Source organism: Rossellomorea aquimaris (genome assembly GCF_020171925.1).
In the GTDB taxonomy this organism is placed as follows: domain Bacteria; phylum Bacillota; class Bacilli; order Bacillales; family Bacillaceae_B; genus Rossellomorea; species Rossellomorea aquimaris_F.
This window is the reverse complement of record NZ_JAIVAR010000001.1, coordinates 14973-31666: the sequence shown is the minus strand read 5'-3', so window position 1 is coordinate 31666 and position 16694 is coordinate 14973. Positions and strand designations below refer to the sequence as shown.

Genomic DNA, 16694 nt, shown 5'->3' with positions numbered 1-16694 from the left:
CTATTAATCTTGAACCTTGAGACCCATCAGGTATTCAGCAAGAGCATCCTTTTCTTCTTCTGAAAGCTCTCCATATGTACCAGTCATTTTGTTTCCTGGCTTATACTGCTCAGGGTCTGTCAACCAATTCTTAAGTTCTTCTTCATTATGTTCTAAAATTCCGGCAATGCGGTTACGTTCCCCAAATGTCGCCAGGTTCGGCGCAAGACGTGCTGATTCAGGACGTCCGTCTGCTGGAGAAACGGCATGACAGCTTAAGCACTTTTGGTTAAAGATTTCTTGTCCTTGTTGAGCTAAATCAGAAGTTGGTTTTGGCTCTCCTGCATTTTGCATATCTTTTACCCATGCTTTGAAATCATCTTGTGATAACGCTTTAACTTTGAAGTCCATTAATGCATGTGAAGGTCCACAAAGCTCTGCACATTTACCATAGAATACCCCACCGGCTTCTTTGGATTTTTCATCATCGAATTCCAAGAAGAAGGTATTGACTCCATCTACATTCGTATCAATCTTTCCTCCTGCTGCCGGAATCCAGAATGAGTGTTTAACGTCAGATGCTGTCACATTGAAGTAAACCTTTTGGTCGGTTGGGACAACCAGGTCCTGGGACGTGATGATTTTTTGGTCAGGATATTCGAATTCCCACCAGTAAAGATTCGCTCTGACATTGACGACGAGCGCTTCACGATTCCCTTCAGCGTCTTTCTTGTCCATTGCCTTTGTATCAGCCAACTGGAATGTTGCAGTCACTGTTGGAACTGCAAGGATAAGCAGAAGGATGATAGGGATAACTGTCCATACAATTTCAAGAGTATGACTTCCTTCGACTTGTTTCGGAATGGAAGTATCTCCTTTTTTCCTACGGAAACGGATAACCGCCACTGCATAGACGACCATCACGACAATGATAACCAATACCATTATCGATGTAGCCAGGATCATTAGATCATATTGTGTCTGTGCTACTTCTCCGGCTGGCTGCAGTGTAGACAGGAACGGCTCACCGCAACCAGAAAGAATAAGTGCCATAAGGGCAACAATGGAGAATAAGCGCCACTTAGTTAGCCTTGCTTTCATAGCTTAATCAAACCCCTCTTTCGTGTAATATACTTTTGAAATAAAACAAGGACTCAAAAAAATATCTATTTGGATTTCTTATCAGAAAGAATTCCCACTAATCTTATATAACGGTAACGATTACCATCGCTACAAACAAGATAGTCAAATAATTAAGTGAATATACAAACATGAGTTTAGACCACTTAATGTCATCCTTCATTTTATAGCCCGCAAGGCCAAGAGCCAACCAGCCAATGTTAAACGCTGTAGCAAGTACGAAGAAGAACGTGCCTAATTCTAATAGGAAGAAAGGAATCGGTAATAGTGCAATGACCCAAGCCACAATGTGGTTTTTGGTAACGGCGAATCCTTTTACGACTGGAAGCATCGGGATATTCGCTGCCCTGTATTCTTCGACTCGCTTCATGGCAAGTGCGTAGAAATGTGGAGGCTGCCAGATAAACATCATTAAAAACAGCATCCAAGCAACGATATCAAGATTTGGGTCAACTGCAGCCCATCCAATCAATGGAGGAACCGCCCCTGAAATACTGCCCACAATCGTATTGCTTACATATTTTCTCTTAGACCACATGGTATATAATACAACGTAACTGAACACTCCAATTATGCCTATGACACCTGCTGTGACGGTCGTCATGAACAGCATGACAATCCCAAACGCAATCATCAGAAGCCCCAACAATGAAGCCTTTGTACCGTTTATCTTACCGGTTACAGTAGGACGCTCTTTTGTACGCTCCATCAGATGATCGATATCACGGTCATATACGTTATTGATCACGCATGATCCGGCGATGATCAATGAGGACCCCACTAACGTAAGGAACATCGTATCGAGTGAATTCAGAAAGTGTGTATTTGTAAAATAAAATGCTAACCACATACCAGTGAAGGTAGTAATTAGATTTGAATTAACAATTCCGACCTTGATTAACGCCAAGAAATCTTTCCAAACAGTGGAAGTTGGGATCTCAGCTTTTTCAACATTTGTCATTAATCGACTATTTGACATATTAGCCCTCCTCTAATAAAGAACAAACAGAGGTAGATGACACCCCTTACTACTATAAAGTAAATGAACTACCATTTCTATATCGAATTCAAATTTTTAGCAAATATACGAAATAGTAATCATGCTATCAATATTATATTAAACCATATATTTTTTCCTTTTTGTGATGGAAATATATAATATTGTGAAGAAATTGTGAAGAAGGGCACTCATGTTCGTCCACTTGTTCCTTGCCGGGGCACAGTTATTATCATATCATACTTTGAAGCTAAGCGCTTACACATTTGAGGTGTTCATCATTAGTATTTTCCTACTATTGTTAGTTTCTTCTCTTTCAATTATGCGATGCTCAATATTCTGTAACATTTTATCTGTTGAGTTTTAGCCTTAATTTCGTTATTATCGTAAAAGCAACAAACTATTTTTCTACTATATTTTTTATTAAAGTGAGATAAGTCATTAACTAAGAAGGTGAATAGATTGCATAAAGGTTTGAAATGGCTTGCTGTCATCACGACACTCGGCATGCTATTTGTACTATTAGGCGGTGCGTTGGTGACCAAAACAGAATCCGGAATGGGCTGCGGTCGTTCCTGGCCACTGTGTAACGGTCAACTGATCCCCACAGATATAACATTTGAATTAGTGATCGAGCTCGCACACCGGGTAGTTTCCGGAGGAGTTGGACTTTTGGTGCTGGCTTTGTCGATCTGGTCTTGGAAAGCGATTGGTTATAAGCGTGAAACGAAGTTCCTTTCGGTTCTTTCATTCTTCTTCTTGTTGCTTCAGGGATTGATTGGAGCTGCTGCGGTATTATGGGGACAATCAGACTTTGTTCTTGCGTTGCATTTCGGTATTTCACTTATTTCATTCGCAGCCATCCTGCTCCTGACACTACTGATATTCGAAGTGGACCAAAAGTTCGAAGCGAGTTCTTTAGTCATCAATAAACGGATGAGATTTCACATGATCGGCGTGACATTATACAGTTATATTGTCGTTTATACTGGAGCACTAGTTAGACACACAAATTCAAGCCTCGTCTGTAAGGACTGGCCGCTATGTGTGAACGGAAGTCCAGGGCTTCCCACTAATATCTATGAATGGATCCAGATGGGCCACCGTTTCGCTGCTGGCTTGATTTTTCTTTGGATCGGCTACATTACGTTCATCGCCATCAAAGAACATAAACATCAAAAGATCATTTACTGGGGATGGATCATTGCCTTTACACTTGTATCATTACAAGTGCTCTCAGGTGCAATGGTCGTGTTCACCCGCTTGAATTTAGGGATTGCGCTGCTTCACGCACTGATCATCGCTTGCCTGTTCGGATTATTATGTTACCTTAATCTTCTTGCTTCGAGAAGTAAATTGAATAACGAATAAAAAGGATGCCGGAACTCCGGCATCCTTTTTTTATTCATTCATCATTTTCGCATTTCGATCAATAAATCACCAGGGCTGATGGCGTCTCCGCCGCCAACATGGATATCTTTAACGGTTCCGGAGAAAGGAGCTTGAACAGTGGTTTCCATCTTCATGGCTTCCGTGATCATCAAGTGATCACCTTTTTCCACTTTCTCGCCTTTTTCAACGATGACTTTTATGACTGTTCCAGGCATCGATGCGCCGATTTGCGTTTCATCCTTCGGATCGACCTTCCTTTTCGCGGTTACCGTCGATTTGATATTCTCATCCTTGATTACGATTTCACGAGGCTGACCATTCAATTCGAAATAGACAACCCTTGTTCCATCAGCTTGCGCCTGCCCGATCGATACCAATTTAACGATCAACGTCTTCCCTGTCTCGATCTCCACTTCTATTTCTTCGCCGAGTCTCATCCCAAATAAGAACGTAGGGGTATCCAGTACGGAAATATCGCCAAATTGTTCGAGGGTTTGTGCATACTCACTGAATACCTTAGGATACAAGGCGTATCCAAGGGCATCAAAGCTTGTGACAGGACGGTTCAATTGTTCATACAGTGTTTCCTTCAATTTTGTAAAGTCCACGTCATCAAGCAGTTCACCCGGACGAACGGTCAGCGGTGCCTTACCTTTCAAGATGGCTTTCTGCAGCTTCTCAGGGAATCCGCCGTGCGGCTGTCCAAGGTACCCTTCAAACAATTCCACTACTGAATCAGGGAAATCGATCTTATCGCCTTTCTCGATGACATCCTCTTCGGACAGATTGTTCTGGACCATGAAGAGGGCCATGTCGCCAACCACTTTCGATGAAGGGGTCACCTTGACGATATCACCAAATAGATGGTTGACCCTTGCATACATTTCTTTCACTTCTTCCCAGCGTTCACCGAGTCCGACAGCTTTGGCCTGCTGCTGCAGGTTGCTATATTGTCCCCCTGGCATTTCATGTTTATATACTTCTGAATGAGGCGACATCATGCCGCTCTCGAAATCAGTGTAATATTTGCGGACATCTTCCCAATAATGTGAAAGTGATTCTAGGGAATCAATCTTCACATCCGGCTCCCGTTCAGTCCCCTTCAGTGCATAATATAGCGTGTTTGCACTTGGTTGGGAAGTGAGTCCGGACATTGTACTGAGGGCCGTATCCACGATATCCACCCCGGCATCGATCGCCCGTGCATACGTGTAAATGCCATTCCCGCTTGTATCATGAGTATGCAAATGGATTGGTAGACTTACAGAGTCTTTCAGTTCCGAAATCAACCTATAAGCTGACTGTGGCTTCAATAGACCGGCCATATCCTTTATTGCCAGTATGTGGGCACCTCCAGCTTCGAGTTCTTTTGCCAGATTCTTATAATAGTCGATATCATATTTTGTTCGGGTCGGGTCGTCGATATCCCCCGTGTAGCAAATTGCGGCTTCAGCGATTTTACCGCTTTGCCTTACTGCATCGATTGCGACTTCCATCCCTTTTACCCAGTTGAGGCTGTCAAAAATACGGAATACGTCAACGCCGGCATAAGCGGATTTCTCCACAAATTCACGAATCACATTATCAGGATAATTCTTATACCCGACTGCATTCGAGGCCCTTAAAAGCATTTGGAACAATACATTAGGGATGCGCTCGCGTAACGTCAATAAACGATTCCAAGGGTCTTCCTTGAGGAAACGGTAAGCAACATCAAAGGTGGCCCCTCCCCACATTTCGAATGAAAACATATCTGGTAGAAGATGGGCTGTCGGTTCTGCTATATGCTTCAGGTCATTCGTCCTTACACGGGTAGCAAGCAACGACTGATGCGCGTCACGGAAAGTAGTGTCAGTCAACAGGACTGATTTCTGGTCCTTTACCCAATCCACAAGCCCTTCTGCTCCCCGCTCATCGAGGATTTGCTTCGTGCCAGGTTTCAGTTCGGCATTCACATCAAGATTAGGGATCCTCGGTTTAGGGAAGACCGGTTTCTTCTTCTTTTCAACCCCCGGGAAACCATTGATCGTCACATTTCCAATATATGAAAGCATCTTGGTACCACGGTCTTTTCTCTTAGGGAAAATGAATAATTCAGGTGTAGTATCAATGAATGATGTATTATATTCCCCTGTAATGAACTTTTCATGTTTCACGACATTCTCCAAGAAAGGAATATTCGTCTTGATTCCTCGAATTCTAAATTCTTGAAGATTTCTGACCATTTTGGATGCAGCTTGTTCAAATGTCAGTGCCCATGTAGAAAGCTTGACGAGCAGGGAATCATAATACGGTGTAACAATCGCTCCCTGATATCCGTTTCCAGCATCGAGACGGACACCGAAACCTCCTCCGGAACGGTATGCCATGATCTTCCCTGTATCGGGCATGAAGTTATTGAGCGGGTCCTCTGTCGTTACCCTTGACTGGATCGCAAATCCGTGCAACTGAACATCTTCCTGCAGGGGAATTCCAACTTTACTGCTGTGTAACGAATGTCCTTCAGCAATCAGCAGCTGAGACTGAACGATATCAACACCTGTTACCATCTCGGTGATCGTGTGCTCAACCTGTACACGGGGATTGACTTCTATGAAAAAGAATTCGTTGTTCGCCACAAGGAACTCAACCGTTCCGGCATTCACATATTTCACATTGTCCATCAGGCGTACCGCCGCTTCACAAATATCCTCTCTCAGTTTATCCGGGAGGGACACGGATGGAGCGATTTCGACTACTTTCTGGTGACGTCTCTGAATGGAGCAGTCACGTTCGTAAAGATGCACAATATTCCCTTCGGCATCCCCTAGGATCTGCACCTCTATGTGCTTTGGATTTTCCACGAATTTCTCAACATAGATCTCGTCGTTCCCAAAAGCTGCCTTCGCTTCTGATTTTGCACGTTCGTACGCTTCCTTTAAGCTTTCAAGGTTCCGAACGATCCTCATTCCACGTCCGCCCCCACCGAGGGATGCTTTGATGATGATCGGGAAGCCTGCTTCTTTACCGAAGCTGATGACCTCTTCCAGGCTCGATACCGGTCCGTCACTTCCAGGGATGACAGGGATATTCGCAAGCTGTGCTTGCTTACGCGCTTTTACCTTATCCCCAAACATATCTAAATGAGTTGAATGTGGACCAACGAACGTAATCCCCTCTTCTTCGCATCTTCTTGCAAAATGAATATTCTCCGAAAGGAAACCATAACCTGGATGGATCGCATCCACATCTGCCTTCTTGGCTATTTTGATGATCCCTTCTATATCAAGGTAGGCATCGATCGGCTTTTTGCCTTCGCCCACCAAGTACGCTTCATCAGCTTTATAACGATGGTAAGAACCTGAATCTTCTTTGCTGTATACAGCAACTGTCCTGATGTTCAATTCCGTACATGCCCGGAATACGCGGATGGCAATTTCTCCGCGGTTTGCGACTAATACCTTTTGAATTTTCTTCAATACAATCTCTCCTTTGCGTTCGTTCATGATTGAAAATCTTTCATTACTAGTCTATTAAAAAAGGGCTGACCCGAAAGATGGATACAAACGTATCTTAGGGGGCAGACCCTAGACATAGAGCAATCATTGGCTCTATTATAGACCTACATTTTAACACCATATATTTTCCGGTTAGTAGACATATTCTCCAAAGGTTCGTCATTTTCCTTCTTTGTTTTATATTTTTCTTCATATTTCACAAACATGGACACATTGACGAGCACCCCAAGCGATAATGATAGAACCAATAGTGAGGATCCACCATAACTAATGAAGGGTAATGGGACCCCTGTAATAGGGATCAACCCAGACACCCCACCAAGATTGATGAATGCCTGTATTCCGATCATGCTCGAAATGCCTATGGCGAGCATCGTACCGAATGGATCCTTACATTTCACTCCAATATAAATCCCTCTTAAAACGATATAGGATAAACCGAGGATCACGAAACTGACCCCGAATACCCCCAATTCCTCTGCAATGATCGCCATGATGAAGTCCGTCTGCGGTTCGGGGATATAGCCAAGTTTCTGAATACTCTGTCCGAGCCCGAGGCCCTGAACACCCCCGGAACCTATTGCAAGGTAAGAATTGACGAGTTGATATCCTTCCCCCTGAGCATCCTTGAACGGGGAAAGATACGCTTCGATCCTTGACATTCTTTCCGTTGTAAAGATGAACCCTCGTGCCAAGTAAATGAGCGGTGATGTCACAAGCAAGATCCCTGCCCCGATTCCGGCGAGCTTAAAGAAAGTCTTGTAGCTTATTCCGGAGCACATGATCACGATGGCACCTATTGCGAATATGATTGCGGCAGTCCCGAAATCAGGTTCCAAGAAAACAATAAAACAAATGAAGCCTAGAAAGATGAGCGGAGGTGCTAGGCCGCGATTCAAGTCGTCTATATATTCCTGTTTCTTTGAATAGACCGAACCGAGATAAATGACGACTGCCAGTTTGGCAAACTCAGATGGCTGGATCCTCATGAAACCCAGATCTATCCAACTTTTCGCGTTATTAACTTCACTTCCGATGATATGTACGGATATAAGCATCGTGATGATGATGAACATAAGACCCTTGATGATCTTCCCTACCTTGAATGCCTTATAGGGAAACCATGCAGCCACGGAAAAAGCAACGAATCCTATGATGATATTGATGAGCTGCTTCTTATAGAAATGGTCGCTTTCCCAACCGAAGCGTTCGACTGCCATTACCATACTTGCACTGTAGACCATTACAAGTCCGAAAAAACATAAAAAAACGTAAACAGCGATCAAGGAATAGTCATACGACTTCAATATTTTTTTTATCATGACGGTTCAATCCTTTTTTCTTTATATCTTTATTAAATGTCTGCCCTGTTTTCACTTTGCTATAAAGCCTAATACACTAACAATCTACTTTATTCACCTAGCGGAGTGATGCATCCAGCGATCGTTTTCGCCTTTAGGGAAATTGGTACTTCCGGCCTTTCATGGTCAATATAGGAGAAAGATGTGTGACCGGGGCTTAATGCAAGTCTGGAAGGGACTAAGTATGTACCTACAAAAAAACTCAAACAACAGAGTGATGTATTGTTTGAGTTGTCATGTCTATTTTACTTTTTTGTGGACGCTTCATGAAGGGCAGAAAGTTGTCTTTCCAAAGAATCCAACAGTTCCTTGCCATCGGCATCATCCACGAGTCCTAATCGGACAGCAAATTCAATCTCCCGAGATAATCCGAACATTTGGGTATCCAATACTTCCTCATAAAGAGGACATTGGGGCATCGTTAAATTATCCATTTGTACTTTGATAAGCTGTAAAATCTTTTCTGCATCGGCCTTTAGTAATTCATAGGCTTTTTCTCGATGGTTAACTGTCATTTCTGACGCCACAGTGATCCCCCCATTTCCGAACAAATAGCATTCCTGTCTTAAAATTTTATCGTTAAATCGCATAAATTGCAAGAAGAATTAGCGTATTTGAGGGGAAGGAATTCAACGGACGATGGCCGCGGCACCAGAAACCGATGCTTTGCCGTTCTCTAAAATATACTCCAGGAATACTTGCCACTCAGCCCCTCAAGCAATTTAACACCCGCGATGCTATTTCCCACTTCATCGAGCGCCGGGCCAAATATCCCGATGCCGCATTTTCCAGGTACACTTCCCATGATCCCGCCTGAAACACCGCTCTTGGCAGGAATCCCTACTTTGATTGCAAATTCGCCTGAACTATTGTACATTCCACAAGTGACCATAAAGGTCTTGCATATCCTGGCAACATCCTTTGTGATGAGCTGCTTTCCACTTTCAGGGTCTGCCCCATCATTTGCGAAAACGGCCCCGATCTTTGCAAGGTCCATACAGTTCATTTCCACTGCGCACTGCTTCGTATAAAGTACAAGTAAGTCTTCCACATTCCCGGATATGACACCGTGCTGTTTCATAAAGTAACATAATGAACGATTCAGATTTGCTGTCTGCAATTCCGAGTAAGCCACGTCTTCGTTATAGGTTACTTTCTGTCCAGTCAAATGGCATATGAATTCAATCAGTCTGTCCCATTTCTCCACAACACTATTACCGCTTATCATATTCGTGACTGCCAATGCACCCGCGTTAATCATTGGGTTAAGTGGCTTTGACGGCTTATGTGTCTCTAGCTTCGCGATTGAATTAAATGGGTCTCCCGTCGGCTCCATCCCGACTCTGGAAAACACTTCTTCCTCGCCGTTGTCCATCAAAACCAGTGCCAAAGCAATGACCTTCGATATGCTTTGAAGCGTGAATTTCTTCAGATGGTCACCGGCATAATACGATTCATTCTCTATGGAGTAGATGCTGATCGCTAAATCATCAGGATTCTGATCCCTCAGGGCGGGGATGTAATCCGCCACCTTCCCATAAGTGGCAAATGACCTTGCAATATCAACCAATTCACCCAGTAAGTCCTGATTCGCCATACTTAAACCTCCTTTATCCTCAAGAATAAGTTTCCCTATTCCCTTTGAATGAAAACAACGAAAATGCTTACATAATATCATGTGACAAAAAGACCTATAACCTATATACTAAAATTAATTGTAAGGGAGGAATCTTTAGTGGAAAGCATCGTACCGATCAAAGGTAAAGTAAAGTTTGTCATCACATTGGATTCCGGAGTATGGATTTTTGATGACAGGAAGATTGATTTAAGCACATTTTTTGATGAAGGAAGCATCATCAAGGACGAACTTGAGGAGTATACAAAAGCAGTATCGAAACATTGGTCCCGTGAAATCCAGGAAGGTGCCACCTATCCGCCTACTTTAAAAACGGAGAAGAAATACGAAAAGGAGAAGGTTTTGACAGGAAGCTTCGCGATACCTTTCTCTCCATTCCTAAAGAATGCCGAGCCTCTAGAAAGCGCTTCGAAAATCGTTGTGGAGACAGAAACCGGTGAATATAGCTACGGACTACATGAAGCAAATGACTGGTTATTGGGATTTTCTAAAGACGGCAAGCCACTGAAGGAAGACGGCCCGATTCATATCATCTTTAAGGATGGTTCCAATAAAGAAGATCCAATCAAACATGTAAAAGCATTCCGATTGGAATAGGCCTACATAAAGTAAAGAAACATAAAGTAAAGAAACCTGTGCCGGAACTCCTGCACAGGTTTTTTCATATGGTATGAAGGTATTTGTTTTTCATTTCCTACGTTATACAATCGTGCAACAAGCTCTACTCTTATTTTATAATAGATCGGCTGCAAGCTGGGCGAGTCCCGAACGCTCCCCTTTCATCAGTTTCACATGACCTGCAATGGACTGATCTTTAAATTTCTCGACAACATACGTCAACCCGTTGTTATATTCATCAAGATAAGGATGGTCGATCTGTGCGGGGTCCCCCATCAACACGATTTTGCTTCGTTCACCAACACGTGTCAGTATGGTTTTGACTTCGTGCTTGGTTAGGTTTTGGGCTTCGTCGATGATGATGAACTGGTCAGGGATGCTCCTCCCCCGTATATAGGTCAGGGCTTCCACTTCAATCGATCCCATACCCGCCAATATATCATCCAATTCTCCCGGCTTCTTGACATTGAACAGGTACTCCAGGTTATCATAAATCGGCTGCATCCAAGGGCGAAGTTTCTCTTGTTTCTCACCAGGAAGATACCCTATATCTTTCCCAACTGGCACAATTGGGCGGGCGACCAGCAATTTATTGAATTTATGGAAATCTTCGGTCTGGAGGAGTCCTGCAGCGAGCGCAAGAAGGGTTTTCCCTGTCCCTGCCTTCCCGATCATCGTCACAAGTGAAATGTCATCCCTCAGAAGGAGTTCCGTCGCCATTGTCTGTTGGACATTCCGGGCTTTGATGCCCCACATATGATCATGATCGTATACTAACTTCTTCACTCTCTTACCCGTTCCATCCACCATCCCAAGGGCGGATGCCGAGCTGCCAAGAGCGTCCTTCATCACGATGAATTCATGGGAATGGAATCGTTGATTCGTGATCTCTACAAGCGGTAATTCGCCTTTTTCATAAAATTTATTCATCAAGCCTTTATCTATATACAGTTCATTGAAGCCTGTGTAAATGTCGTTCACTTCCACAACACGATCACTCAAAAAGTCTTCAGCTTGAAGACCCAGCGCATCCGCCTTAACCCTTACAAGCGTATCTTTACTGACCAATATCACCGACTTACCGTCGACTTTGGCTTCCTCTTCCAATGATAGGTTTTTTGCAACGGCTAAAATACGATTGTCGTTTGTTTTTTCAACGAATATTTCTTGCAACGCTTGAAAGGACCGGTGATTCAATTCAATTCTCAAAGACCCCCCATTGTATAACGGAATCTTCTCATGGAGCTTTCCTTCCTGCCTTAAATTATCTATTAGTTTTGATACATGTCTTGCGTTTCGCCCGATTTCATCCATGTAACGCTTTTTGGAGTCCACTTCTTCTAATACGACGGCTGGGATGACCACCTCATTATCCTGAAACGTGAAGATGGCTTGTGGATCTTGTAATAAGACATTGGTATCTAATACATAAATTTTATTCAAATCGATGCCTCCTGCTCCTCATTTCTTATTACTATTGTATGTAGCCAAAGTTGATCCGGTTATTGTCAGCAACTTAAATAGGACGGCCCGTTTCTTAAAATATATGAATAAACGTATAAAGATAGAAGAAAATTACACAATAAGAAAAGATATTGATCATTATTTGGGAGGTAAGGTCATGAAAAGATTCATCTCTCTATTTGTGCTTACACTCATTCTTGCTGCATGTGCCAATAAGAATGAGGTAGGGTATGAAAAGAATCCTAATTCTGACAAGAATAAACCGATCACGGTTCAAGACAGTAACATTCAACACGTTGAAAGAAAATCTGGTCAAGAAATATCCAAACATCTCGTCAATCTCACAACCGGGGTACCAGATGTCAAAGACGCTACGGCGGTCGTATTCGGGAAGTACGCTTTTGTCGGAATCGATATCGATTCCGATGTAGAACGTTCCCAGGTTGGATCGATCAAATACTCGGTTGCAGAAGCGTTAAAGGACGATCCTTATGGCGCACAGGCAGTCGTTGTGGCGGATCCCGATCTGACTGCCAGGCTGAAAGAAATCAGCAATGACATTAAACGTGGCGAGCCTGTCCAAGGTATCATGAATGAACTTTCCGATATATCAGGAAGGCTTATGCCTGAAATACCGCGTTCCCTCAAGCAAACCGACCCTGAGAATGCCCCTGATGAACCAAAGAAACAAATAAATCAACAAAAAGAAAAACAATTGAAGAAAGAACAAGAAGATCAAAGCGAAAAGAAAATTGATTGATTCAATGATGACAAAAAGCCATGAAAAAGCTAAGATTCAAGCTTTTTTCATGGCTTCTATCACTTGACGGTCCAGCCTGTCGGCGGCCGCTTTATCGTATGTTTTCTCATAACTCGGCACTGTCGAAATCTTCGAACCATAAAACATGACGTCCCTGACCTCTTGGATCGAAAGCTTGATCAGTGTAAGCTTCAATGGCACCCCTTCTAGGAGGGACTGCTCTACTTCTGCCTTACCGCTAATGGCATACGTGGACTCATTTGCAATCAGATTCACGACCGTGAGCGGATTATTCTTTATATTCTCCACAATCTTTGATTTCTGATTCACACTGAAAAGAACGGTTTCCTCATCCTTCGCCAACACCCAAGAAACAGCATTGACATTAGGACCACCTGTGTCATGATCCACCGTGGAGACGGTTACGAACCGTTCAGATTGAAGTTCTTCAAACAGTACCGGAATTAAGCCTGGTTCCACTTGATTCGCCATATACTCACTCCTCCATGAACTGCACTGTACTTCAAGCATATAGATCAAACTCGACCTTTATGCCTTATATATGAGAATTCGTGAAGGCAACATCAATGTCCTTCTTTTCTTTCATGTTTCATTCCACATCATGCCGCGGCATGCTCGAAAATCGAAAGTCCACATCACCTAAGGAAAAAGTTGTTTGCGCATGGTATACTGGATTAAGATATTTGTATGAGATAGAAAAGCAATGGGGTGTTTATGATGCGTGTAAAATGTGCGTTATGCGAAGTAATAGAAAATATTGATGATTATTCCCTTCAAGCCAAGAGACTCCGGAATAGACCGATTCACACGTATATGTGTGATCCATGTCATGAACGGATCACGAAAAAAACGGAAGAAAGGGCCGCCACCGGTAATTTCAAGTTGTACAGGTCCCCCAAGGTGGACGATGACTTCTAAACCGATCCTTGCTGGGTTCTTCATCGGAATTGGTTCTGGAATCATTCTCGGGTTGGTGCTTAAGTTCCTTCAGGCACTGACGGGTATAAAAGTTTACGTGTTGCTCTTGAATGTCGACTTCATCCCCTATTTTGGGGATGTCCACTGGTCAGAATGGGCAGAGTTCCTCTTCCACCTAGTCGTTTCAACCATACTCGGTATCCTATTCGTTTTTCTGATCCGGATCTTCAGACTTTCGGGACGTGCCATATGGTTAACGGCAAGTGTACTGACATTTCCGGCGTTCCTTTTATATTTTCCTCTCTCTCTCCTTGCCATTAAGGAGGTACCCGATGTCTTTGATCCCGGCGGTATTACCCTTTGGTTCATCGGACATGTCATTTATGGCGCTACCCTTCCGATCTTATACTTCATGTGGAAGAAACAGAAATCACGTTCTGAATGGGTATCATAAAAAAGCTGCAGTCATCGTATGACTGCAGCTTTTTTGATGATGTGTTGCCGAAGAATTCATTAAAGATAAAAAGGCATCCCCTAATCTTTAAACATTTCCTTTTTGCTTCTCGTTAGTCAGGCGGATCTTATAGATGATCAAAATAAGCGCCGCTACCACTAAACCTTCCGCTACGGGCAAAAATATCCCCAGGAATGTCAGGACTGTACATCCAATAATCAAAAAGAGGTAGATGACAATCGATTTGCCCAACGGAAGTTTCTTGGCAAACCCAAGCTTATAAACTAAAATCGAGAGCCCCACTATTGTGAAATAAAGAAGCCACATCCCAAGTTCCGCATTCTGATCAACTCGGTATAGGGATGCGAAAAAGGATAAACGCTCTGTTACATCCATCTCTTGCTCCCCCTTCTTTTAGTTTATTGTGATACCTTGCTCTTCTTCTCCGCTCTTTCACGTTCATTCTTATCTAAAATCTTCTTACGGAGACGGATTGATTCAGGTGTTACTTCACAATATTCATCATCGTTCAGATATTCAAGTGATTCCTCAAGCGTCATGATTCTTGCCTTCTTAATCGTAACGGTTTGATCCTTGTTCGCAGAACGAACATTTGTCGCTTGTTTGACCTTCGTGATGTTAACGGTAATATCATTTTCTCTTGTGTGTTCCCCAACGATCATACCGCCATAAATTTCAGTACCTGATTCAACGAAGATCGTTCCGCGATCTTCCACTTGCATGATCCCGTATTGTGATGCTTTACCTGTTTCCATTGATACCAATACACCTTGACGGCGTCCACCGACACGGCCTTTTTGCAGCGGCTGATAGCTGTCAAATGTGTGGTTGATGATCCCATACCCACGAGTAAGGGTCATAAACTCAGTAGAATAACCGATTAATCCACGAGCAGGGACCATAAAGATCAAGCGAACTTGACCATTACCATTGTTCACCATATCAAGCATTTCACCTTTACGCTGACCAAGTGATTCAATGACGCCACCCATGTATTCTTCCGGAATATCGATTTGAACACGCTCTACAGGCTCACACTGTACACCATCAACTTCCTTGATGATTACTTGTGGTTTGGACACTTGTAACTCGTATCCCTCACGACGCATGTTCTCAATCAGAATGGAAAGATGTAGCTCTCCACGGCCTGAGACTGTCCATGCATCAGGTGAGTCTGTTTGCTCAACACGTAAACTTACGTCTGTTTGAAGCTGAGCCAGCAAACGTTCTTCAATCTTTCTTGAAGTAACATATTTACCTTCTCTACCTGCAAACGGGCTGTTGTTCACTAGGAATGTCATTTGTAGTGTCGGCTCATCAATTCGAAGAACCGGAAGTTGATCCTGATGTTCAATCGGACAAACCGTTTCACCGACGTTAATGTCTTCCATTCCTGAAACGGCAATCAAGTCACCAGCTTTTGCTTCTTGGATTTCTTCACGTTTCAAACCAAAGAAACCGAAGATCTTAGTTACACGGAACTGTTTTACAGAGCCATCAAGCTTCATCAGGGCTACCTGTTGACCAACCTTCATCGTCCCTCTGAACACACGACCGATTCCAATACGCCCTACATAATCATTGTAGTCCAGAAGAGCTACTTGGAATTGAAGCGGTTCTTCGGAATTATCGACAGGTGCAGGGATGTGCTCAATAATTGAGTCATATAAACACTGCATGTTTTCGTCTTGTTTTGCAGGATCAGGGTCAGTACTTGCTGTACCATTGATCGCAGAAGCGTATACAACTGGGAACTCGAGCTGTTCATCATTCGCATCCAGTTCGATGAATAATTCTAATACTTCATCAATAACCTCTTCTGGACGGGCTGACGGTTTGTCAATTTTATTGACAACAACAATTGGTGTAAGCTTTTGTTCAAGCGCTTTTTTAAGCACGAAACGAGTTTGAGGCATACATCCTTCATATGCGTCCACAACAAGTAAAACACCATCTACCATTTTCATGATACGCTCTACTTCGCCACCGAAGTCTGCGTGTCCTGGTGTATCAAGAATATTGATACGTGAATCTTTATATTGGATCGCTGTATTTTTCGCCAAGATTGTAATACCGCGTTCTCTCTCTAAATCATTTGAATCCATTGCGCGCTCTGAAACTTGTTCATTCTCGCGGAAGATTCCTGATTGCTTTAATAGCTCGTCCACCAACGTCGTTTTTCCGTGGTCAACGTGAGCGATGATAGCAATATTTCTAAGATCATTTCTTAAGTTCATTTTCCCACTCCTGAATATATTGGATTTCTTTCCTAGAAGGCTAAAGATAGGATAATTCTGTTCAACTAGACCATTATATCACAGCCCCCCGTAAAATCCCTAATGAATCTTTTCTTCGGTTTGTTCTAAAGCGCTGCCAACGACAGATTGTACTTTTTTATCAGAAGAATAAGCATTGCACATTCGTTGTAGAGTAGGT

15 protein-coding genes are annotated in these 16694 nt (G+C 43.1%); 5 read left to right on the top strand and 10 right to left on the bottom strand.

The features are described 5' to 3' along the window. Positions 1 to 3: 3 nt before the first annotated feature. The gene (gene coxB, locus LCM10_RS00160) at positions 4 to 1080 is read right to left on the bottom strand and encodes a cytochrome c oxidase subunit II (RefSeq protein ID WP_224873821.1); all 1077 of its coding nucleotides are present in this window, start codon (positions 1078 to 1080) and stop codon (positions 4 to 6) included. 103 nt (positions 1081 to 1183) lie between these two features. Continuing rightward, entirely contained in the window at positions 1184 to 2098 is a 915-nt protein-coding gene (cyoE, locus tag LCM10_RS00155) for a heme o synthase (RefSeq protein WP_224873820.1), read from the bottom strand. Positions 2099 to 2578: 480 nt separating this feature from the next. Between cyoE and LCM10_RS00150 the strand changes: the two genes are divergently transcribed. Then, entirely contained in the window at positions 2579 to 3487 is a 909-nt protein-coding gene (locus LCM10_RS00150) for a COX15/CtaA family protein (protein ID WP_224873819.1), read from the top strand. A 41-nt stretch (positions 3488 to 3528) separates the two neighbouring features. On the opposite strand, the gene pyc is transcribed toward LCM10_RS00150, so the two are convergent. From pyc to glsA, 4 genes are all read right to left on the bottom strand, one after another. After that, positions 3529 to 6966 carry a pyruvate carboxylase gene (pyc, locus tag LCM10_RS00145; protein WP_224873818.1) on the bottom strand — a complete coding sequence of 1146 codons (3438 nt, stop codon included), beginning with the start codon at positions 6964 to 6966 and terminating at the stop codon, positions 3529 to 3531. A gap of 143 nt (positions 6967 to 7109) precedes the next feature. Then, positions 7110 to 8327: a putative lipid II flippase FtsW gene (ftsW, locus tag LCM10_RS00140; RefSeq protein ID WP_224873817.1), complete on the bottom strand. Its 1218-nt coding sequence runs from the start codon at positions 8325 to 8327 to the stop codon at positions 7110 to 7112. Between the two features lie 284 nt (positions 8328 to 8611). Continuing rightward, entirely contained in the window at positions 8612 to 8893 is a 282-nt protein-coding gene (locus LCM10_RS00135; RefSeq protein WP_224873816.1) for a YlaN family protein, read from the bottom strand. 149 nt (positions 8894 to 9042) lie between these two features. Then, the gene (glsA, locus tag LCM10_RS00130; RefSeq protein ID WP_224873815.1) at positions 9043 to 9963 is read right to left on the bottom strand and encodes a glutaminase A; all 921 of its coding nucleotides are present in this window, start codon (positions 9961 to 9963) and stop codon (positions 9043 to 9045) included. A gap of 138 nt (positions 9964 to 10101) precedes the next feature. Between glsA and LCM10_RS00125 the strand changes: the two genes are divergently transcribed. Then, on the top strand, positions 10102 to 10599 hold the full coding sequence (locus tag LCM10_RS00125; protein WP_224873814.1) for a peptidyl-prolyl cis-trans isomerase: 498 nt from the start codon (positions 10102 to 10104) through the stop codon (positions 10597 to 10599). Positions 10600 to 10734: 135 nt separating this feature from the next. Here the strand turns inward: LCM10_RS00125 and LCM10_RS00120 are convergent, their stop codons facing one another. Beyond that, positions 10735 to 12063 (bottom strand): PhoH family protein, encoded by a 1329-nt coding sequence (locus LCM10_RS00120; RefSeq protein WP_224873813.1) that lies wholly within the window; start codon positions 12061 to 12063, stop codon positions 10735 to 10737. Positions 12064 to 12241: 178 nt separating this feature from the next. On the opposite strand from LCM10_RS00120, the gene LCM10_RS00115 reads away from it, so the two are divergent. Beyond that, positions 12242 to 12844: a YhcN/YlaJ family sporulation lipoprotein gene (locus LCM10_RS00115; RefSeq protein WP_224873812.1), complete on the top strand. Its 603-nt coding sequence runs from the start codon at positions 12242 to 12244 to the stop codon at positions 12842 to 12844. A gap of 36 nt (positions 12845 to 12880) precedes the next feature. On the opposite strand, the gene LCM10_RS00110 is transcribed toward LCM10_RS00115, so the two are convergent. Continuing rightward, positions 12881 to 13336 carry a pyridoxamine 5'-phosphate oxidase family protein gene (locus tag LCM10_RS00110; protein WP_224873811.1) on the bottom strand — a complete coding sequence of 152 codons (456 nt, stop codon included), beginning with the start codon at positions 13334 to 13336 and terminating at the stop codon, positions 12881 to 12883. Positions 13337 to 13582: 246 nt separating this feature from the next. On the opposite strand from LCM10_RS00110, the gene LCM10_RS00105 reads away from it, so the two are divergent. Continuing rightward, a complete protein-coding gene (locus LCM10_RS00105; protein ID WP_224875547.1) occupies positions 13583 to 13783 on the top strand; it encodes a YlaI family protein in 201 nt (66 codons plus the stop codon). Then, complete coding sequence (locus LCM10_RS00100) at positions 13773 to 14237, top strand: hypothetical protein (RefSeq protein WP_224873810.1); 465 nt, start codon at positions 13773 to 13775, stop codon at positions 14235 to 14237. The genes LCM10_RS00105 and LCM10_RS00100 overlap by 11 nt, the downstream gene beginning before the upstream one ends. Before the next feature lie 87 nt (positions 14238 to 14324). On the opposite strand, the gene LCM10_RS00095 is transcribed toward LCM10_RS00100, so the two are convergent. After that, positions 14325 to 14633 carry a YlaH-like family protein gene (locus tag LCM10_RS00095; RefSeq protein WP_224873809.1) on the bottom strand — a complete coding sequence of 103 codons (309 nt, stop codon included), beginning with the start codon at positions 14631 to 14633 and terminating at the stop codon, positions 14325 to 14327. A gap of 23 nt (positions 14634 to 14656) precedes the next feature. Next, a complete protein-coding gene (typA, locus tag LCM10_RS00090; protein ID WP_224873808.1) occupies positions 14657 to 16495 on the bottom strand; it encodes a translational GTPase TypA in 1839 nt (612 codons plus the stop codon). Positions 16496 to 16694 lie beyond the last annotated feature (199 nt).